The sequence below is a fragment of the Cupriavidus sp. 21MJTG02-4 genome (assembly GCF_057798975.1).
In genome coordinates this window covers 271,106-291,284 of sequence record NZ_JBYOJP010000006.1, presented here as the reverse complement: position 1 = coordinate 291,284, position 20,179 = coordinate 271,106, and the positions used below count along the sequence as shown (strand labels likewise).

The 20,179-nt window shown below is 62.7% G+C and carries 16 protein-coding genes; 10 read left to right on the top strand and 6 right to left on the bottom strand.

Annotated elements, in window-relative coordinates; translation table 11 throughout:
• Positions 1-3: 3 nt before the first annotated feature.
• The 5 genes from AC3FKH_RS15025 (at position 4) to AC3FKH_RS15005 (ending at position 4,828) form a co-directional block, all read left to right on the top strand.
• Positions 4-1,224 (top strand): cyanate transporter, encoded by a 1,221-nt coding sequence (locus AC3FKH_RS15025; protein ID WP_488676672.1) that lies wholly within the window; start codon positions 4-6, stop codon positions 1,222-1,224.
• 450 nt (positions 1,225-1,674) lie between these two features.
• The gene (locus AC3FKH_RS15020; protein ID WP_041680323.1) at positions 1,675-1,800 is read left to right on the top strand and encodes a hypothetical protein; all 126 of its coding nucleotides are present in this window, start codon (positions 1,675-1,677) and stop codon (positions 1,798-1,800) included.
• Positions 1,801-1,843: 43 nt separating this feature from the next.
• Positions 1,844-2,155, top strand: a complete 312-nt coding sequence (locus AC3FKH_RS15015) for a hypothetical protein (RefSeq protein ID WP_483712778.1) — start codon at positions 1,844-1,846, stop codon at positions 2,153-2,155.
• 705 nt (positions 2,156-2,860) lie between these two features.
• Complete coding sequence (locus AC3FKH_RS15010; RefSeq protein ID WP_488676671.1) at positions 2,861-3,808, top strand: response regulator transcription factor; 948 nt, start codon at positions 2,861-2,863, stop codon at positions 3,806-3,808.
• Between the two features lie 81 nt (positions 3,809-3,889).
• Positions 3,890-4,828, top strand: a complete 939-nt coding sequence (locus AC3FKH_RS15005; protein ID WP_488676670.1) for a glycosyltransferase family 2 protein — start codon at positions 3,890-3,892, stop codon at positions 4,826-4,828.
• Here the strand turns inward: AC3FKH_RS15005 and AC3FKH_RS15000 are convergent, their stop codons facing one another.
• Both AC3FKH_RS15000 and AC3FKH_RS14995 read right to left on the bottom strand, forming a co-directional pair.
• The gene (locus AC3FKH_RS15000; protein ID WP_488676669.1) at positions 4,829-5,920 is read right to left on the bottom strand and encodes a GNAT family N-acetyltransferase; all 1,092 of its coding nucleotides are present in this window, start codon (positions 5,918-5,920) and stop codon (positions 4,829-4,831) included.
• A gap of 223 nt (positions 5,921-6,143) precedes the next feature.
• Positions 6,144-7,340: a DegT/DnrJ/EryC1/StrS family aminotransferase gene (locus AC3FKH_RS14995; RefSeq protein ID WP_488676668.1), complete on the bottom strand. Its 1,197-nt coding sequence runs from the start codon at positions 7,338-7,340 to the stop codon at positions 6,144-6,146.
• A 549-nt stretch (positions 7,341-7,889) separates the two neighbouring features.
• On the opposite strand from AC3FKH_RS14995, the gene AC3FKH_RS14990 reads away from it, so the two are divergent.
• The 5 genes from AC3FKH_RS14990 (at position 7,890) to AC3FKH_RS14970 (ending at position 14,832) form a co-directional block, all read left to right on the top strand.
• Positions 7,890-9,926, top strand: a complete 2,037-nt coding sequence (locus AC3FKH_RS14990) for a polysaccharide biosynthesis protein (protein ID WP_488676667.1) — start codon at positions 7,890-7,892, stop codon at positions 9,924-9,926.
• Between the two features lie 303 nt (positions 9,927-10,229).
• Entirely contained in the window at positions 10,230-11,270 is a 1,041-nt protein-coding gene (locus AC3FKH_RS14985) for a polysaccharide biosynthesis protein (protein WP_488676796.1), read from the top strand.
• On the top strand, positions 11,267-12,373 hold the full coding sequence (wbjC, locus tag AC3FKH_RS14980) for a UDP-2-acetamido-2,6-beta-L-arabino-hexul-4-ose reductase (RefSeq protein WP_488676666.1): 1,107 nt from the start codon (positions 11,267-11,269) through the stop codon (positions 12,371-12,373). The genes AC3FKH_RS14985 and wbjC overlap by 4 nt, the downstream gene beginning before the upstream one ends.
• A gap of 1 nt (position 12,374) precedes the next feature.
• Complete coding sequence (gene wecB, locus AC3FKH_RS14975; protein WP_488676795.1) at positions 12,375-13,502, top strand: non-hydrolyzing UDP-N-acetylglucosamine 2-epimerase; 1,128 nt, start codon at positions 12,375-12,377, stop codon at positions 13,500-13,502.
• A 16-nt stretch (positions 13,503-13,518) separates the two neighbouring features.
• On the top strand, positions 13,519-14,832 hold the full coding sequence (locus AC3FKH_RS14970) for a glycosyltransferase family 4 protein (protein ID WP_488676665.1): 1,314 nt from the start codon (positions 13,519-13,521) through the stop codon (positions 14,830-14,832).
• A gap of 48 nt (positions 14,833-14,880) precedes the next feature.
• Here AC3FKH_RS14970 and AC3FKH_RS14965 read toward each other — a convergent pair whose 3' ends face one another.
• From AC3FKH_RS14965 to AC3FKH_RS14950, 4 genes are all read right to left on the bottom strand, one after another.
• On the bottom strand, positions 14,881-15,714 hold the full coding sequence (locus AC3FKH_RS14965; RefSeq protein WP_488676664.1) for a hypothetical protein: 834 nt from the start codon (positions 15,712-15,714) through the stop codon (positions 14,881-14,883).
• A 334-nt stretch (positions 15,715-16,048) separates the two neighbouring features.
• Positions 16,049-17,383: a hypothetical protein gene (locus AC3FKH_RS14960; RefSeq protein WP_488676663.1), complete on the bottom strand. Its 1,335-nt coding sequence runs from the start codon at positions 17,381-17,383 to the stop codon at positions 16,049-16,051.
• Positions 17,384-17,407: 24 nt separating this feature from the next.
• Positions 17,408-18,613 carry a glycosyltransferase family 4 protein gene (locus tag AC3FKH_RS14955; protein WP_488676662.1) on the bottom strand — a complete coding sequence of 402 codons (1,206 nt, stop codon included), beginning with the start codon at positions 18,611-18,613 and terminating at the stop codon, positions 17,408-17,410.
• Positions 18,614-19,882 (bottom strand): oligosaccharide flippase family protein, encoded by a 1,269-nt coding sequence (locus tag AC3FKH_RS14950; protein WP_488676661.1) that lies wholly within the window; start codon positions 19,880-19,882, stop codon positions 18,614-18,616.
• Between the last annotated feature and the right edge of the window lie 297 nt (positions 19,883-20,179).

The following is a 20,179-nucleotide window of genomic DNA, read 5'->3' as shown; positions in this document are numbered from 1 at the left end:
GACATGTCGTTCGACGTCTCGCACCGCGCACCGCCGCGCTGGCTGATCCTGGCCACGGTCGTGGCGATCGGCCTGAACCTGCGGCCGTTCCTGACGGCTGTCGGGCCGCTGGCCGCGGCCATTCGCGCCGGCACCGGGCTGGATTACGAAGGCATGGCGTGGCTGACGCTGCTGCCCATGCTGCTGATGGGTGCCGGGGCGTTTGCCGCGCCGGCCATCCGCCAGCGGCTTGGCGCACGCCGCGCGGTGCTGGCCGCGCTGGCCATGCTGTGCCTGGGATCGGCGCTGCGCGCGCTCGCGACCGATGGCGCGATCCTGGTGGCCACCGCGGCCCTGTGCGGGCTTGGCGTGGCCGTGGTGCAGGCCGCCTTCCCGGGCATCATCAAGCAGGAATTCCCGCGGCGCGTGGCCCCGGTCATGGGTTTGTATTCGGCCGCGCTGATGGGCGGTGGCGCGCTGGGCGCGCAGCTTGCCCCGCTGATCTCGGACCTGTCCGGCGCGTGGCAGCAAGGCCTGGCCTGGTGGGCGCTGCCCACCGTGGCGGCATTTGTCCTGGCCTGGCGGGCCCTGCCGGCCCCAGGGGCAGCCGCATCCGCTGCCCGCGCCGCGCACCGGCCGGCCAGCCAGTTGCTGCGCCGCCGCCGCACATGGATGCTGATGGCCTGCTTCGGCGCGATGAACGGCGGCTATGCCTCGCTCGTGGCGTGGCTGGCGCCGTTCTACCAGCAGCATGGCTGGAGCGTGGCGCGCAGCGGCAGCCTGGTGGCCGTGATGGCGGTGGCCCAGGCCGCCGCCGCGCTGCTGCTGCCCACGCTCGCCGCCAGCCGGCAGGACCGCCGCTTGTGGATGGCCGCGGCCCTGGCCATGCAGGCCGTGGGATTTTCCGGCCTGGCGCTGTGGCCCGAATGGTCGCCCTATGCCTGGGCTGCCATCGGCGGTGCGGGATTGGGCGGTTGCTTCGCCCTGTACCTGGTGGTCGCCCTTGACCACCTGCCCGACCCCGACGGCGCTGGCGCGCTGAGCGCGCTGATGCAGGGTGGCGGCTTCCTGCTGGCCTCGCTGGCGCCGTGGATCACCGCGGCCCTGCATTCGCACACCGGCGATTTCGTGACCGGGTGGTGGTACCACCTTGGCTGCGTGGCGTTCGTGGCGGCACTCACCATGCGCCTGGACCCGGCGCGCTACGCCCGGTCCATGGCCGGCGCCGCTCCCCAACCGGCGTAGCCGGCCTTCCCGAATCCGATCGCGCGCTTCAGCTTTCCGCTCGGCGCGCCATCGCCCGCTCGATGACCGCGCTGACATCGGCCCGATCGGGCCCGGTGCCGGATGGCAGCGCAAACGCGCGGGCGTACCCGATTCTGCGTAAGACTGCGCTGCCGCCCGGGCAGCGCGCCGGCCATGCCGCGAGGCCGCGCACGCCGAATCCTTTGCAAGATTTATTTCCGATGTAACGCCACATTACCCCTTGCCCCGACACGGCAGGCACTCGGGCGGCGCCTGCAGGCTTGCGCCAGGACCTTGTGCCACAAGGCTTTGCAGGCGATGCCACCGAGCGGCCCTGGCCGCCGCGCCACGCATGCGTCATGTGAGACAGACTTACAAGTGCAAGCACCCGGCGCGGGGCCGCGTCGCTACATTGAAGCCGTGTTCAACGCGAACGATCCGGAGCCCCCCATGAAACGCGCCCTCTGCCTGGCCGTGCTGCTGTCCACCACCGCAGCCCTGCTTTCCGCCTGCATCGTGGTACCGCCGCGCGGCGGCCCGCCGCCCCGCTACCACTACTACCACGACCGCTACTGATCCCTGCCGCCCGGTCCGTCCACCCGATACCAGGAGAACCACGATGAAACGCCAGATCCTTCTCGCCGCAGCCGTCCTCGCCGCCGGAGGCACCTTCGGCCTGCTCAGCCCCGCGCAAGCCCATGACGGCTTCCGCGCCTATGGCCATCCGCCGCCCGCGCCGCGCTACGAAGCCCGCCCTCCGGCACGCCCCGGCCAGGCCTGGGTGCCAGGCCACTGGGTGTCCCGCGGCGGACACTACGACTGGCGCGGCGGCTACTGGCAGGCGCAACGACCCGGCCAACGCTACGTGCCGGACCGCTGGGTGCAAGGCCCGCACGGCTGGGTCATGCGCCCCGGCTACTGGTCGCGTTGAGGACGCGCCGGCGGCCCCAGCCTGGCCGCCCGACCTGGCGCGACAGGTTGGTGGCAAGGCCACGGAGCGGCTGCGCCGCACGCTGCTCCGGCCTCATCCCGAGGTGGCAGTCCGCTCTCATCCAGAAGCACTAGATCGCGTGCGCAGGCATGCGCACCAAACGACGCAGAGATGGGTAAACACGGGTAATTCGGGTCGTCTCATAATTGCGTCACTAAATAACCCTTGATTTTCTTTTATCCCCCCGAAGGGGTTATATATCAGGCACGGCAGGCCTTCGAATAATCCAATCTGTTGCAGGCCTGTAACCATCCGGCAAAGCGATGTCTCAGATCTGATACGCTTGCGCGCGGGCGCCGGCATGGCGCTCTCACAACATGGCCCCACCATTTGGGGGGATTTTCGGCGGGTATTATGAAGCTCGCTTCATTACGCCTTCACCCCGCGCCAATTAGCGCCGCTTGCAATCCATACCACCACCCCATAAGATGGTTTTAAGCCGATTTAGGAGTGAGTAATTTTCGGGTTTGGGTTCGGGTCATCTTCCAGCCGCCGACAAGTTCCGAGCAGAAAAGGGAACAGGCCGGACATGGAAACACGGGGGTCAAGGCAGTCAGCGGAACGCAGCGCGCGCCCGCTTGCCGCGCCATGTCTCCCATACGCAAAGCGCCCGCATTCCCTCCCGAGTAACGGGGAGTGAAACAAATGAACGCCTTGCTGATCGAGGAGCATCCCTTGCTCCGTCTCGGGCTGCTGCAGATGCTCGAGAACATCCAGGATTCGGGTCACGTTGCGGCGCTCGCGCCTGACGAGCTCGGAAGACACGACCATGTGCCCCACAACGCAGACCTGCTGGTCTTCGGCATGCCCACCGACATCCGCAGCGGATGGGCGCAACTGCAGGTCGCTCGCGAACTCCTTTCGCCCCAGCGCATCCTGATCCTCGCCGATCAGTTGCCACTGCACATGCCCGACGCCGAAAGCGCGCGCGGTGTCTGCGGGTGCCTGCCCAAATCGGCATCGCTGGCGGTCATCGAGGCCGCCATCCGGCTTGCGGTTTCCGCCGTGCAAGGCCTGCTGTTCAGCGCCGAGACCGGTACCCTGCCATCGGCATCGCGCCCGGCCCTGCCGGTCGCGCAATCGCTGGCGTCCGCCACGCCGCTGCCGGCCACGGCGTTGCCCGAACAGCTTTCACTGGCCACGTGCGCCAGCGCGCCGCGCAGCGGCATGCGCAGCAGCGTTGCCGTGCGCGACCTCACCGGACTCAAGCCCGGCCTGCCGTTGTCGGGCAGCGCGCGCCCGGCCGAAGAACCGCTGGCCGAGGCCGAGCCGAGCTACGACGAAGCCGAGATGCTCAAGATCACGCCGCGCCAGTACGAGGTGCTGGTGCTGCTGGCGCGCGGCTATCCGATCAAGACCGTCAGCCGCATGCTGAACATCTCCGTGGCCACGGTGAAGAGCCATGCCTGCACGCTCTACCAGCGCCTCAAGGTTCGCAACAAGGGCGAAGCGGTCTACGCCGCCTTGCAGCGTGGCGCCACGCTCGAATGGGTGAGCGGCGACGAGCGCGTGACGCGGGACAGCAGCATGCGCCCCGTGATCGCGCGCCACAGCGAAGCGGCCGTCTACGAGGCCGCGAGCCCGACGCTCTGAACGCCAGCACCGACGCCGAGACCCGCGAGACAAGCGGGCCGGCGCCGCCCCGGGCCAAGCCGGGGATTGAAGGGGTCAGCCATGCCTGCCAGCACTTTCCTGCCCACGTTTTCCGTGTGCATCTGCACGCGCGACAATCCGGACGGCCTGCGCCAAACCTTGCGCTCGGTCCTCGCATCGACCATGCCGCCGCACGAGATCCTGGTGTCTGACGACAGCAGCAACTACGACACGCGGCAGATGATGCGCGAGGAGTATCCCGCGATCCCGTATCTCGAAGGGCCAAGGCGCACGCCTGCGGCAAACCGCAACCGGCTCGTGCGCGTCGCGACCGGCTCGCACGTGCTGTTCATCGACGACACGACGCTGCTGGGCGAGACCTTCCTGCAGCAGATGGCGGAGCGGATCGCCGATGACTATATCCACCGCGCGCAGGTTGGAGAAGCGGTAGCGCCGTTGATCCTGACCGGCATGGAGATGCGGGACGGTCGCTGCTGCAGGCCCTGCAAGGCTTCATTCCTCGGCTATCCGTCGCCTGAGTACCGATGTGGCGAACGGCCGCGGTCGGTGCTGCTCCATTGCGCGGTGTTCCCGCGACGGCTGTTCGAGCGGGGGCGCTTCAATGAACAGCTCTCGTGTGGCTATGACACGGTGGAGCTGGTCGATCATGCGGTCCATGCGCGGGGGCATCGGATTGAATTGGTGCCTAGTGCGGTGAACCGGATCCATCGTCATCGCGCCGCGGCCCAGACTCCCGACGAAGCCCTGCTCGACGATGCCTCGCGATTCTATGCAATGTTTCGGGGTTACCGGCGCCTGCAGCATCGCCCGCTGACGGCGCTGGCCTTCCTGCCCATGGCGTGGGGCGAGATCCTGTACAGGCGTGTACGCACGGACGGCTTCCAGGGCGCCGCGATGGCCTGGCGAACGCTCGGCCATTTCCGCCGGCTGCTGCGTGAATGTGGCGACGACGACTCCGGGTTCACCGATAAGGCACGGCTTCGCGGAACCGCTACCTGACTAGCGGGGGGAACAAGTTTCGGCCGCGCGGAGGTCGTCTGCGACACCGCCTGCCGCGGTGGCGATATGCCGTCGGTATGCAGGGAAATACCCGCTCACATCGGCCAGGGTCGACGCATCGCCATCGCAAAGCGCCACGTATCGTCGCGGATCGACAATCACGCGCTGGGTGCGGAAAACATGAGTGTCCGGAGAAAAGCCCTTCTTGAAGTTGAACAGCGAATCGGAGCGCGATCCTCCAACGCCCCCGCCCAGGTGAAGGCGCCTCAAGCCTCGCTCGCGCCCCCAGTTGCGCGCCGCCTGGATAATGACCTTGCACGGATGGCGGTGCAGATAGTGCTGATCCATCCCGAAGAGATGGGCTTGCATGATGCCTGCTCCCCATGCCACCGAGAACAGGGTGGCGCCGATGATCTCCCCCGCCTCCTCCGCCAGGAAGAGCCTCAGGTTGGCACCGGCCTCCGCCACCAATACCTCGTAATAGCGCTCGTCAAAACAATAGCTCGGTGCAGCGTCCAGGCGGCGCATCGTCTGGTTGTAGAGACGGACGAAGGTCGGCAGCGCGTCGACATCCCGGTCGATACGAACGGTGACGCCGGCCTCAACCGCCTGGACAATGTTCTGTCGATGACTGCGACGGGTCTCGCTCCAGTGCTGCGCCTCGCTCTTGGTCAGGTCGACGGACACCGTCATGCCTTGCTCCACAACCTCCCCGACAGAGCTTTGCCAGTCAGAATTCAGCAGCGGATGTAATCGAATGAACCATGAGACGCACCCGGTCTCGCGCAGCCGCTCGACAATGGCGCTCAATGCCGCGTCGATGAAACCGCGGGGAACGCCGTGGCTGACGATTGGCCCGCCATATCCGTAAGGCGATACCGCGTCCCAGCATTCTGTGTCCACGTGCCTGCGGATGATCGGCACGAGAAGTTCTTGCTCGCCGTCGGTCGCGTAAATCGCACGCGCCTTGCCACTGTCACCAAATTCTGCGGCCCGCATCCAGCCAGGAAGATGGTAGCAATCGTGTTGACATCGCTCGAGCACCGCCGCCCAGTCGGAGGCAGAAGGCCCCAGGAACTTGACTCGAATCATGTCTTTCTCCCTGCACCCCGCACCATCAAATCGCAAACAAGCTCGGTGGAGACGAATGCTTCGATGCACCGGCACGCGGGCATTGGCTGTCAACGTTATGCGTTGCCATGTCCCGTCGAGGAATCGATTGTGTTGGCTCACAGAGCCCGAGGGCCGCCGCTTCCGATCATTCTCCAGTCTCCTCACGCAATACGTCGCCAGCCCGGCCAGCCGGCTCGAACCGTCACGCCACCGTCGCTTCGACGGGCCGCGTGGCGCAGATCACAACGTCCCGCACAACTTCCGCCGTCTTCGCGATCTCGGCGTCGGTCAGCGTGGGATGGACCAGCAGCATCAGGCTGGTCTCGCCGAGTTGCCGGGCGACGGGCAAGCGACGCGCTGGCCGCCAGCCGGTATTGTCGAAAGCCTTTTCCAGATACACCTCCGAGCATGTGCCGGTGTAGCAGGGCACGCCCCTGGCGATGATCTCCGACATGATGCGATCGCGGTTCCAGTCACTTCGCAGGGCTTCCGGCCGCACAAAGGCGTAGAACTTGTACCAGGCATGCTCGCCGTGCGCCGGCGGCCGCGGAACCCGTATCGCGTCCAGGTCCTGAAGCGCTTCGGCAAGCAGCATTGCGTGCCGGCTGCGCCGCCGCGTCCAGTCGGGCATCGACGCGAGTTGCACGCGACCAATCGCGGCCTGCATCTCGAGCATGCGCCAGTTCGTGCCAAAGGTCTCGTGAAGCCAGCGGAAACCCGGAGGATGCTCGCGCTGATAGACGGCGTCCCAGCTTTTGCCATGGTCCTTGTATGACCACATGCTGGACCACAGTTCAGCGCTGCTGGTCGTCACCATGCCCCCTTCACCGCCGGTCGTCATGATCTTGTCCTGGCAGAACGACCATGCGCCGATCTCGCCGATGGTCCCGACCGCGCGCCCACGATAGCGCGCCCCGTGAGCCTGTGCGCAATCCTCGATCACCTTGACACCATGGGCGTCGGCCAGGTCCATGATCGGGTCCATCTCGCAGGGATAGCCTGCGAGGTGAACGCAGATCACAGCGCGGGTGCGAGGCGTCAACACGGCCTCGATGGTCGCGGCGGTGAGGTTGCCGCTGTCGACACAGACATCCGCGAACACCGGAATCGCGCCTGCATTGACCACGCAGGACACGCTCGCCATGAAGGTGCGCGGCGTGACGATGACTTCATCGCCCGGTCCGATGCCCAACGCCCGAAGCGCAACGTCCAGTGCCAGCGTACCGTTGGCCAGGGCCACCGCGTGGGGCACGCCACACCAATGCGCGAACTCCCTCTCGAATTCGCGGCTTTGCGTTCCGGTCCAGTAGTTCACCCGATTGGACTGGAGCACCTGCTGCACGGCGGCGATCTCTTCGGGCGTGAAGCTGGGCCATGGCGAGAACTGGGTATCTAGCATCGGGGGGCTACCTCTGGCATCAAGCGTTGAAGAGACTGCATGTAGCGAAGCAGGATCGGCGACAGAATTGGCCGGCGACCGCCAATCACCCGCGGCAGTGATCTTCGGAATCGGGACGCGGGACGGCCGTCAAGCACCTTTCTCTTGCATTCATCTAATCAAACTTGTGTCGTCAAGCAAAGGTCGCCATAAGGCTTAGATCACTCGGCCGATCCCTGGGATGACCAGGCCCGCGCGACGCGCCTTGCGCGCTGCCACCGTTGGTACGCGAGCGCACGTTGGCCCGTTGCACGCCAAGTAGCGATAGCAATAATGACTTCCATCGGGATGTGCGTCCAAGCATCGGGGGCGCGCAGCGGGGCTGCAAAGGCAAAGCGGGAGCCGATGGCGGGAAGCACAGGCTACCCACCAGGACCCTTCCATCAGAACAAGCCTTAAGACAATGCTGAACTGTGCGCAATCTTTCGTGTTCACCACACCTTGTTGTCAGGAACCAGGTCTGGATGCAGCAATGCCTCGACCCTCGATGATGCATTCCGGGGCCCACACATGACCAACCTGATCTCGCGCTGGCTGATCGCCCTTCCGAGACGGCGCAAAGTGGCGCTCATGCTTTCGGCGGATCTGGTGGCACTCCCCATGTGCTTTGCCTTTGCCTTGTTCCTTCGCGCCGGCACCTTTGAACTGGTCGTCCAGTATGGCGTCACGCCGCCGCTGATCATTGCGGCCTGCACGATTCCCGTCTTCTCGCTGAGCGGGCTGTATCGCACCGTGGTCAGATACTTCGACCTGCGGGTGTTGTGGACCACCGGCGCGAGCCTGGCCTGCCTGGTGGGCCTGACCTACGCGCTCTCGTTCCTCGTGCATCTCGACCGCTTGCCGCGCACCGGGCTGCTGATCTACTGGTTCATCGCGTTTGCGTATGTCGTGATCTCGCGCTTTGTCGCGCGCGCGCTGCTGACGCGCACGCAACAGAAGCAACGCGTCGAGAATGGACCCGCTACCCTGCGCGTTGGCATCTTCGGTGCCGGTGAAGCCGGCTTCCAGCTGGCCATTGCCATGCGCGCAAGTCAGAGCCACAAGGCCGTCTGCTTCTTCGACGATGACATGACGCTCAGCCGAAGCATCTTTGCGGATCTGCCCGTCTACCACAGCGGCCAGATGCGCAACCGGATCTCCGAGCACGCCATCCAGGAAGTCGTATTGGCCGTGCCGTCGTTGTCGAGCGAACGCCGCCGGCAGCTGATCGACCGGCTGCACCGCTATTCAGTCAGCGTGCGGACCGTGCCATCGCTGCTCGAGCTGGTCGACAGGAAGATCACGGTGCAGTCGATCCGCAACGTCGAAGTCGAAGACTTGCTGGGACGAGACGTGGTGCCACCGCGCGAAGACCTGTTTGCGAAGTGTACGCAACGAAAGACTGTCATGGTGACGGGTGCCGGCGGCTCCATCGGCAAGGAGCTTTGCCGCCAGGTTGCCTCGCAGGGACCGCAGCGGCTAATCCTGTTCGATCATTCGGAATATGCGCTCTATGCCATCGAACAGGAATTGCGCCAGCGCTACCCTGACTTGCAGATCACCGCACGTATCGGTTCGGTCTGCGATGCCGCTGCCGTCTCCACCGCGCTGCGCGGACAAGAGGTCGACACCATCTACCACGCAGCGGCATACAAGCATGTGCCGCTCGTGGAAGGGAACATGTCCGAAGGCATTCGAAACAATGTGCTGGGGTCGTGCACAGTCGCCAACCTGGCCGACCACTTCGGCGTCCAGACCTGCGTGCTGATCTCCACGGACAAGGCGGTACGGCCGACCAACGTGATGGGCGCCAGCAAGCGTGTCGCCGAACTCGCCTTCCAGGCCGCGGCCGCGCGGGCCAGCACGCGCACGGTGTTCTCGATGGTGCGCTTCGGCAACGTGCTGGGCTCCTCGGGTTCGGTGGTGCCCCTGTTCCGCAGGCAGATTCGCGAAGGGGGGCCGATCACCATCACGCATCCCGATGTCATCCGGTTCTTCATGCTGATCCCCGAGGCGGCGCAACTGGTGATCCAGGCCGGTGCGATGGCAAAGGGAGGTGAGGTCTTCGTTCTCGACATGGGCAAGCCAATCCGCATCATGGACCTCGCACGGACGATGATAGAAATGTCCGGGTTGGTGGAGAAGACGCGCAAGAATCCGGCGGGTGATATCGAGATCAAGGTGGTAGGCCTGCGGCCTGGAGAAAAGCTGTTTGAAGAACTCCTGATTGGTGGCGAGGTGACACCGAGCGGCCACGAACGCATTCTGTGCTCGAACGAACCCTTTCTCGAGGAAGCCGAGCTGCGCGGCAAGCTCGATCGCCTGCTCTCGGCGTGCGATACACGCGACCAGCTGGAGATCCAGATCGCCTTGCAGAGCCTGGTGCCGGAATACGCCCCTTACAGCTCGCTGGACTCGCCGCACCGCCAGGCGTCCACGACGCGGCAGGAGGGCGCGCAACACGTCCCGTTGCCGCTTCGTGCAAGCGCGCCTGGCAGGTTGCGGTCCGCCGAAGTGGCGAAGGAACTGAAACACGCGGCGTTGTCGAGATCCGGCGAGCCAAACTGAGGCTACTGGCGTGAACCCGCATCACGCTTCCTCGCGAAGGTCTCAGCACGCCTGGACTGGCGACATGGTCTGCGCAAGCCGAGTCAGCGTTCGTTCACCCACGTTGTCGCATTGCAATCACACCACCACGCACGATACTTCTTTCCGTGGAGGATCGAATACGCTCAGGACCACCATCGCGCTGCACGGATGTCTGTGCGCGGCAGTCCCGACACCTTGGCATCTCGCCTTGCATTACCACGAGCACGGCTGTCTCGATCGAAGGCGGCCGCGGTCAGCGGACGCAGAGTAACGGGGGGAAACATGTTTTCTGGCGGCGTACTACTCATTACGGGCGGCACGGGATCATTCGGCAATGCCGTGCTTGAGCGCTTTCTTGATTCCGACATTCGCGAGATCCGGATCTTCAGTCGGGACGAGAAAAAGCAGGACGATCTTCGGAAGCAATACCAGGATCCCAAGCTCAAGTTCTATCTCGGCGACGTGCGAGACTACCGGAGCATTGCCGGTGCCATGAAGGGCGTCGACTTCGTGTTCCATGCCGCAGCCCTCAAGCAAGTGCCGTCCTGCGAGTTCCACCCGCTCGAAGCGGTCAAGACGAATATCCTCGGCACGGAAAACGTCATCCACGCCGCAGTGGACTGCGGCGCCAAGCGGGTCGTCTGCCTGAGCACCGACAAGGCGGTATATCCCATCAACGCCATGGGGATCTCCAAGGCGATGATGGAGAAGGTGATGGTGGCAACCTCCAGAAACCTTGATGGCAGGCGGATCGTGGTCTGCGGAACGCGGTATGGCAACGTGATGGGCTCGCGCGGCTCCGTCATCCCCTTGTTCCTCGATCAGCTGATGTCGGGCAATCCGCTGACGGTGACGGACACCGCCATGACGCGTTTCATGATGACGCTCGAAGGCGCCGTAGACCTGGTCCTGCATGCCTTCGAACATGGCACCAATGGCGACATCTTCGTCCAGAAAGCGCCCGCTGCGACGATCGCCACGCTGGCGCAGGCCATGCTGCGACTCTTCAACAAGCCGTCGCATCCGGTCCATGTCATTGGCACGCGTCACGGCGAGAAGCTGTTCGAAACGCTGCTGAGCCGCGAGGAAATGGCCTGTTCGGTGGATCAGGGGCGCTACTTCCGCATCCCGCCGGACATGCGCAACCTGAACTATGAGAAGTATGTCGAACAGGGCGAGCGGCGCATCTCGCACAGCGACGACTATAACTCCCACAATACCGAGCAGCTGGACGTCGACGGCATGTGCAACATGCTGCTTCAGCTTGGCAGCATCCGCCGTACCTTGGCGAGCCAGACTCCGCAACTCGTGGAGGCGGCATGAAAGTCCTTGTCACCGGGGCAAACGGTTTCATTGGAAAGAACCTGGTTGCCGCGCTGCGCGAGCGTACCGACATTGAAGTCGTTCCATTCACGCGGGACATGTCGGTCTCCGGCCTCTCGGACCATGCCGGCAGCCTCGACTTCGTGTTCCATCTCGCGGGGATCAACCGGCCGCCCGACGAAACGGAGTTCTGGCGCGGCAACGTCGACCTGACCCGGGACCTGTGCGAGGTGCTGAAGGGCACAGGCAAGGCAATCCCGGTCCTGTACACATCCTCCAGCCAGGCTGCGCTTGCCAATCCCTATGGCCAGAGCAAATGCGCCGCAGAAGAAGTCCTGCACGGATACAGCGCGGCCAGTGGCGCGAGTGTCAGCATCCTGCGGCTGCCCAATGTCTTTGGCAAATGGTGCCGCCCTGACTACAACTCGGCGGTCGCCACGTTCTGCCACAACATTGCACGCGACCTCCCTATCCGCATCGTGGACCCGGCGCATGTCATCACGCTCGTGTATATCGATGATGTCGTGCGGACATTCATCGAGGTGATGGACCGGAAGGGCGATGGCAAGGAGACGCCAGAGGTGACGCCGCGATACACCATCAGCGTCGGCGAGCTGGCGGACCTGATCCGCGGTTTCCGCGAGAGTCGCGGCACGCTGGTGACCGACCGGGTCGGCGCGGGCCTGACCCGCGCCCTGTATGCGACCTACATGAGCAGTCTGCCTCCCGACCGCTTCGCTTACGAGATTCCGGCGTACAAGGATCCGCGGGGCGCCTTCGCTGAAGTCCTCAAGACGCCCGATTGCGGGCAGTTCTCGTTCTTCACCGCGAAGCCCGGTGTCACGCGCGGGGGCCATTACCACCACACCAAGACGGAGAAATTTCTGGTACTGAAGGGCGAGGCGCGCTTCGGGTTCAGGCATATCGTCTCGAACGAAGTTCACGAGGTCAGCACATCCGGTGAACATCCTGTCATCGTCGAAACGGTTCCTGGCTGGGCGCACGACATCACGAACGTCGGCACCGAAGACCTGGTGGTCATGCTTTGGGCCAACGAGTCGTTCGACCGCGAACGTCCCGACACCATCAGCCATAAGGTCTGACATGAAGCGACTGAAGGTGATGACCGTAGTGGGCACACGTCCGGAGATCATCCGGCTGTCGCGCGTGATGGCGAAGCTCGACAAGCACACCGAGCATGTCCTGGTCCATACCGGACAGAACTACGACTACGAACTCAATGAGATTTTTTTCACTGACCTGGGCATCCGGCCGCCGGATGCATTCCTGAACGCCGCGGGTGGATCGGGCAGTGCAACGATCGGCAATGTCATCATCCAGACCGATCTCGTGCTCGAGAAGAACAGGCCCGACGCCGTGCTGATACTGGGCGACACCAACAGCTGCATGGCCGCCCTGCCGGCGAAGCGACGGAAGATCCCGGTTTTCCACATGGAGGCCGGCAACCGCTGCTTCGACCAGCGCGTACCGGAAGAGATCAACCGCCGGATTGTCGACCATACCGCCGACGTCAATCTCACCTACAGCACGATCGCCCGCGAGTACCTGCTGCGCGAAGGCTTGCCGCCCGACCTGGTGATCAAGACCGGCAGCCCGATGCGGGAGGTGCTCGACTACCATCGGGCCCGCATTGACGGCTCCGAGGTACTGGATCGGCTCGAGTTGAAGACCCATCAGTTCTTCGTCATCAGCGCGCATCGCGAAGAAAACATCGACTCCGACGTGAATTTCCCGCGGCTGGTGGCCATGCTGAATGCCCTGGCCGAATCCTACGATCTGCCGATCATCGTTTCGACTCACCCGCGGACCCAAAAGCGGATAGACGCCCTTGGCACTTCCTTCCATCCATGCGTCCAGCTTCTCAAGCCAATGGGCTTTACCGACTACGTGCGCTTGCAGATGGACGCCCGCGCCGTATTGTCGGATAGCGGAACGATTACCGAGGAATCTTCGATCCTCAACTTCCCCGCGCTGAACATCCGTGAAGCGCATGAACGTCCGGAAGGCATGGAAGAAGCCGCCGTGATGATGGCCGGCCTCAGTACGGAGCGCATGTTCCAGGGCCTTGCGCTGCTTGAAAATCAGCCAAGAGGACCCAAGCGCATGCTGCAGCCGGTCGGCGACTACGGTCCCGCCAATGTATCCGACAAGGTCCTCCGAATCATTCACAGCTACACGGACTACGTCATGCGGACTGTGTGGAAGCAATAGACGGCAGGTGACCAACGTGCGCGTACTGATCATTACTCAATGGTTCGAACCGGAGCCGATGCTCAAAGGGCTGCTGTTTGCCCGGGAACTGAAGGCAATGGGACATGAGGTGGAAGTGCTGACAGGATTCCCGAACTATCCGGGCGGCGTGTTCTATCCGGGCTACCCGCTCAGGCCGCTTCGCACGGACATCATCGACGGTATCCGGGTCACGCGGGTGCCGCTGTTCCCCAGCCACAGCCGGTCGGCCATCGGGCGCATACTCAACTATCTCAGCTTTGCGGCAGCCGCCGCAGTCTACGGCAGCCTGAAGCGGGGAAATGCGGACGTTGCCTACGTCTACCATCCCCCTCTTACAGTCGGTATGGCTGCCGCGGTCATCGGTCTCGTGCACCGAATGCCATTCGTCTACGACATCCAGGACCTCTGGCCCGATACGCTCAAGTCGACGGGGATGGTTTCGAACCGGTATGCGCTGGGGATCGTCGCCAAGGCGTGCCGGGTGGTTTATCGGCGCGCCGCGGCCATCGTCGCGCAGTCGCCGGGATTCGAGGAACTCTTGCTGGATCGTGGTGTTCCACGCGAAAAGCTGCACATGGTCTACAACTGGTGCGACGAGGCGGCGTTGACAGTGGCAGGCCCCAAATCCGCCTTGCCCGCCGGCATGGAGGGACGCTTCAATATTGTCTTCGCCGGCAACATGGGATCCGCACAGGCACTGGATGCCGTACTGATCGCCGCACGCGATGCACACGCCTGCGATCCTCGCATCCAGTTCGTCTTCGTCGGCGACGGGGTACAGGTTTCCCACCTCCAGGCGATGGCGCGGGCGCAGGAGCTTGGCGACGCCGTCATGTTCGTGCCGAGGATGCCGATTACCGAGGTCGGTGGCATCCTGCAGGCGGCGGACGCGCTGCTGGTCCATCTGCGCGATGATCCGCTCTTCTCCATTACCGTACCGTCCAAGACCCAGGCCTACCTCTTCAGCGGCAAGCCGATACTGATGGCTGTGCGCGGCGATGCGGCCGACCTCGTGAAGCAGGCGAATGCCGGGGTATTTGCCGAACCTGAAGATTCTGCTTCCATCGCCAATGCCGCGGTCAGGCTGGCGTCCATGCAGCAAGACGAACTGATTGCAATGGGAAAGCGTGGACGGACCTACTACGAGGAAACGCTGTCGATCAAGGTCGGCGTCGCCAAGCTGGCGTCACTGCTTGAACAGGCTTGCGCCGCGGGGTCTTTCAAGAAGAGCACGCCGCACCGGGAACGGGACCAACCGGTCTCCTCCGGGCAGTCTTCTTCACAGTCTCCCACGCAATCGGGAACCTGATGGCGCGGGGGCATGCCGACGCAAGGCCGCCCTGCCTCCGGCGACCCATCATTGTTCGATGTAGTTGAGCCAGGTGGCGTAGCCCCACCTTCCCGCGGCCGGCGCGCACTTGTTGAGGACCGTGACTTCAATTTCATGACCTGGCGGGATCTCGACGGCGGCACCCGGCTCAACGTCGGCGTATCCGCCTTTCGAAAGGATGATGGGTAGTTTCATTCCCGTTTCCGGATCGACCTTTGAACCGGCCTTTTCATACCATCCCTTGAGAACGGAGCCGGTCTTCGCGTTGCGAATACTGACGCGAACCGCTCCATCCAGAGATTCCGTGCCGATGCCAGTCCCACCATAAATGGCCGCCGAAACCACCCTCCACGTGTTCCTGGAATTATTCTTCCTGGTTTCCCTATAGTAAGTTCCGGATGGCGTGCAAGCCAGGTCCAGATCCGCTTGCGGAATCCGGAGCGGGAAGGCCGGCTTGACGGCCGGTTCAATCTTGATGGTGTACGTGAAGTTCTGATTGACTTTGTACGCTTTTGCACCCTGCACGGCAAAGATGGCGCCGCCCATCGAGATCCTGGCGCCGATTGCAAGCGCGACACCAATTCCCGATGCGGCGCTTCCCCATCTGAGCTCCTCGAAGTCCGTGGCGTACGAGTACTTGCGCGCACACCCGACCTCGCCCGCATACGGGTTCACCAGCGCTGGCTGGCTGGGCCGCGCCAGTCCGTTCGGATTCGTGTCAGTCCGTGCACAGGCCGCCCCCGAAGCCGGCTTGGAGAACGCCTCGGGACAATAGGTATTGTTATCGTCCAGGTTGGCACAGAACTCGCCAAGGAACTGGTTGCGGACCATGTCAGGACGATGAGCCTTGATCGATGTCACTTGCGCGTCTCGGATACTCCGGTTGACGAATATGAGGCCATACAAGTCGCGGGGAACGGCAACGGTATAGGTTCCGATGCTTGCATCGCACTCATACTGGTCACGGACAACCCGGCAGTTCAAGGCTTGCGGGGCGGGTTCCGTTGCCTGAACCTCCTGCCCTGGGAAAGCTTCATCGCAGCAAGTCATCGACAGTATCATTCCGCCGAATATGACGGGGAGCCTGGTGCGCATTCGCGCCAATGTGGAACATTTCATCACGGTCACCCCATGTCTGCTCGGTCGCACTTTTTGCGCGCGAAGCACTGCATTTCAGCGTCGGCATTCGAGCGGCCTACTTCAACCTGGTCAGGACGCCAGACAGCATCAGCCATACCCAGAACGAGAAGTATCCATCCGCGGTCTGGGCGATCTGGTTGTTCGCCGGGATATAGAACATGAACACCATCATGATGGAGAAGAAAACCAGGGCATAGTCATCCGACTGCCTGACAGCCCGTTTCCACGCCGATCCCCATAGATATCCGAAAATCAGCATGACCATCGGCACGCCAAAGAAGCTCACATCGCTCGCAATTTCGGGAAAGACGGTGGACCACACTGCCTTGTCGTCCCATCCTGATTCCGCCATTTTTGCCAGATAGGTCCGTCGATATAGCGAAAGATCATTCGTGATCAGACCATACTGGTTCACCAGAAAGGACGAGTGCCCGATTCCGAACGAAAAATCGAAATCATTCTTCAACGCAATGGACAAGCCGTAGTAGCCATGCGAGGCATAGGACGCGAGGATCGAGACGGCGAAATCGTAGCTCCCGCCCGAGACATCGGAACACGTCAGCGGACCGTCGCCGAGATCGGCAACACATATCCGATCCACCGCCCCTAGCCGCGCCTGCTTTCGGTCAACAAACAGTGTCCCCGCCACCGAGACCACAATGAGTGCCGCCACCACCAGCCATGCGATCTGTTTTCCTTTCAACCGTGTGGAACGCACTGCCGCCTTTCTCGCCAGCAGCACGAGGCCGCTGGAAAACGTGGAGATCATGATTTCCCCGATCTCCTTGTCGGTACCTCTGAAGAGCGACAACAAGACACAGGAAAGGATGAACATGATGGAGAGCGCTCTTTGCCTTCGCGTGAATCGCCCCCAGTTCACGATCGTCAGGGGAATCACCGCGAATGACAGCGGCGCGATCAATCCCCGGACACTGGCCACGATCAGCCGGCTGCCGCCAGAGCCTTCCGCCAGCAGGTTAGCCAGCGTATCGCCCATCTCCAGATACGCCTGGTTCTGATCGCGAATCACCTCAAGAACCTGCCACGGCATCTTGCCGGTATAGGTGTAGATCACCGGGATGACGATAATCGAGCCAAGCACGGCACCGTACGCATGGATCCGTCTCACACCCCGCCGCGCCACGGTTTTTCTCTTCAGCGGAGCAGAAACCCCGACGTGATACCCGTAGTACAGCGCCAGCAGCGAAGCGAAGACAAAGACATGGAGTTCGACGGAGTTGCCAATATTCCAGTTGAAAGGGCCGAAATCAAAGAGTATCAACGTCGACAGGACGTAGATGAATATGATATTGGCCGGCGCATACGCAGCCTTCCAGGTCCATCGGGAGACAGGTTTGGTCAAGCCTGCGTCATAGATTGTCGAAGTCATTCGCATTTCAGTCCCGCCCTCGCACTAAGACTGGAATTGGTTCACGATCTGGCTTGCTACGTTACTGACGTAGAACCGATCGATGGCCTGGCGCAGCGTCTCGCCGCCCGGGAATTCGAGCTTGCTTCCGTCACCGGCAAACGTCTCGACCGCGGTGACGAACGCCTCAATGTTGCCTGCAGGCACCGAGACGCCCAGTCCATTACCCGCAATGAAGTCACCAAAATCCGTGCACTCCTCCACCGAGGCCAGTATGGGCAGCCGCGCATGGAGATAGTCCAGCGTCTTCGAGGGAAAGGTTGGCACCGAGACCCCCCTGACCGTGCTGACGATCCCGACATCGCAAGCGGACAGGAAGGTCAGGTATGAGCTTCGAGGAATTCCGTCCAGAAGAAAGACGCTGCCCCGCTTCATGGCTATGTAGCTTCTGATTTTTTCTTCGGCGGAGCCGGAGCCTATGAAAACAAAGCCACATTGCACGCCACGGCGATAGGTCTGCTCGGCAACATCGAGTATGTCGTCGATCCCTCTCCCAACATTCAGCTGCCCGCCAAAGACGAAGAGCGGCATGTCGAGAGGCAGGGCATATTTGCGCCGCATCTCGGCCCTGTCGGCACGCGTGAACGGTGGAAAGGAAGACCAGATCGGCAGAACCATGGTCCGCTGCTGGTCGTTCAACCGGTAGTGACGCTGGAGGTAAGCCACATTCATCGGCGACATGCAACCGATGACCTCGAACCTGCGCATCATGAAGTTCTCAAGCTTCTTCAGCACCCACGCCATCGCCGGATTCTTGATCTTCCCTATCTCGACGTGATGTATTGGGAAGAAATCCCATTGAATGAAGAAGGCGCGTGCCGTCGAAGTCAGTCGCAACAGTAATAGCGGCAACAGCATGGTCACCGCCGGGGAGGAGCCAATGACGAGGTCGGGTTCGAACGTGCGTCGCAGCTCCAACGCCCGCCGCAGCAACCTTGCGGAGGTAAAGGACCATTTCGCCGCCTTGCGCAGGACAGGCGGACCGAACCCCATCTCGACCGGGCCCTTTATGAATACCTCGATGCCGTTGGAATCCTTGTTTTCCGCCGAACAGCGCATGGCGCCGGACCAGTCGCCGACCATCACGCTGACAGCATGGCCCTGCTCACCCAGCGCGCGTGCCAACTCGTCGAGCATCGACGGGTTGTCGGCGTCAAGCGAATACTTGGTACAGACGATAAGAATCCGCATTTACACGCCCCTTTTCTCATGCGCCCGGTACAGGGCCCCCATGACAAGCGCCAGGATCAGGTACGTCGTGCAATGTGCATATAAAGGCGCCATGATGCCGGCTGGCCGGATCAGCAGGAAGGTCATGAGGTAAAGCACGAATCCCTGGGCGGCCTCATAGCAGATCGATATCCGTGGCCCCCTCAACGCCATGAAAGACACGGAAAAGCAGACTGCGACCGTCCTGAATACATCGCCGAGCAGTTGCGGCAGGATGTAGTACGAAGCTTCGACGAACTGCGCCGAGTACAACAGAGCAATGATCCTTTCCCGACACAGCCACAATACCGCTCCGCCGAGCACGAGGCTCGCGATCAGGAACGTCGATAGCTGGAACAGGTCCCCACGTGCCTGCACCAGCGAGCCATGCTTCGCCAATCTCGGCAAGCCGTAGCTCATCAGGAACAGGCTGATGAACTGCATGTAGGCATCCGAAATCCTCGACACTGCCTGCCAATAGCCAACCTGCTGCCATCCCAGAGCTGCGCCAACAAGATCCCGCGTCGCCATTTGCGCAAGTGACAGGCTGCCGGCGCCTGCCAGGGTGATCAGGGAGTACGAAAGGAGGTGCGTGGCCGCTTTCCGGCTTGCCATCCAACCCTTCATGGAATCCTTGAGAAGACGCGCCGGCATCCCGCCTTCGCCTCGTCCCATGGCGAGTGCGAACAGTCCGGTCATGGCCGGCGTGGCAACGATGCCGATTGCGGCACCGGCGTATCCGAGCCCGCTTACGAGCCCCACGATCAGGCCAATGCCGAACACGGCCCCGAGGATGTTTACCTGAAAGATGAACTTGTACGAGCCCCGGGCTGCCGCGACGGCCTGCAAGATGTTCGAGATACCGACCAGCGCCTGCGATATCGCCAGTATGACGAAGATCGATTGGTACTCGGGATCACCAAGGACCCATATCGCAAGTTCGCGCGCGTAGCCACCGAGCAGTACGGCCAGAGCGAGCGTTGCAGCGACGTAGATTCTCAGAGCGACACGCAGCCACGCATCCCTGCCTTCACCGGTCTTCTCGGCTGCCAGGGTCCTGGTGATCGCTGCCCCGATCCCTCCGCCGGAAAACATGCCGACAAGGGCGGTGGCAATGATCAACTGGGACAGGCGCCCGAACATGGCAGGCCCGGTCGCCACGGAGATCAGCTTGGCGACGACCAGGCCGCTCAGCGCGCGCGTCATCGTCGTCAATGCGAGATATGCCGCTGGCCTGGCAAGCTCGGACACCTTGCCAGGTCTCACCAGGAAGCCTAGGCTCTTCATCGTGGCCGCGATAGAGTGGGTTGCACTGCCCGAGAAAGTATCGCGCGGGGGCCTGCCGTTGCAATCCGCATATGGGCGTTAGCACACGCAGCATCGGCCGGCTCTTGCGCTCGCCAGGCAAGGTCGCGCTGAAGCGCCCCCGCACACCTCAGCCGTGGTCGGCAGACAAACGCTTCGGGGACCCCGGTGAGATGCGCCTTACACGCAACACTGCGCAGCGACGCTGCCGCCCGTCCTTCACTTCCCCCCTTTTATGCAATG

What these genes read in the sequence shown, in the direction of transcription:
- AC3FKH_RS15025 (WP_488676672.1), top strand. Translation starts at nt 4, where the DNA reads ATGTCGTTCGACGTCTCGCACCGCGCACCGCCGCGCTGGCTGATCCTG.
- AC3FKH_RS15020 (WP_041680323.1), top strand. Translation starts at nt 1,675, where the DNA reads ATGAAACGCGCCCTCTGCCTGGCCGTGCTGCTGTCCACCACCGCAGCC.
- AC3FKH_RS15015 (WP_483712778.1), top strand. Translation starts at nt 1,844, where the DNA reads ATGAAACGCCAGATCCTTCTCGCCGCAGCCGTCCTCGCCGCCGGAGGC.
- AC3FKH_RS15010 (WP_488676671.1), top strand. Translation starts at nt 2,861, where the DNA reads ATGAACGCCTTGCTGATCGAGGAGCATCCCTTGCTCCGTCTCGGGCTG.
- AC3FKH_RS15005 (WP_488676670.1), top strand. Translation starts at nt 3,890, where the DNA reads ATGCCTGCCAGCACTTTCCTGCCCACGTTTTCCGTGTGCATCTGCACG.
- AC3FKH_RS15000 (WP_488676669.1), bottom strand. Translation starts at nt 5,920, where the DNA reads ATGATTCGAGTCAAGTTCCTGGGGCCTTCTGCCTCCGACTGGGCGGCG.
- AC3FKH_RS14995 (WP_488676668.1), bottom strand. Translation starts at nt 7,340, where the DNA reads ATGCTAGATACCCAGTTCTCGCCATGGCCCAGCTTCACGCCCGAAGAG.
- AC3FKH_RS14990 (WP_488676667.1), top strand. Translation starts at nt 7,890, where the DNA reads ATGACCAACCTGATCTCGCGCTGGCTGATCGCCCTTCCGAGACGGCGC.
- AC3FKH_RS14985 (WP_488676796.1), top strand. Translation starts at nt 10,230, where the DNA reads ATGTTTTCTGGCGGCGTACTACTCATTACGGGCGGCACGGGATCATTC.
- wbjC (WP_488676666.1), top strand. Translation starts at nt 11,267, where the DNA reads ATGAAAGTCCTTGTCACCGGGGCAAACGGTTTCATTGGAAAGAACCTG.
- wecB (WP_488676795.1), top strand. Translation starts at nt 12,375, where the DNA reads ATGAAGCGACTGAAGGTGATGACCGTAGTGGGCACACGTCCGGAGATC.
- AC3FKH_RS14960 (WP_488676663.1), bottom strand. Translation starts at nt 17,383, where the DNA reads ATGACTTCGACAATCTATGACGCAGGCTTGACCAAACCTGTCTCCCGA.
- AC3FKH_RS14955 (WP_488676662.1), bottom strand. Translation starts at nt 18,613, where the DNA reads ATGCGGATTCTTATCGTCTGTACCAAGTATTCGCTTGACGCCGACAAC.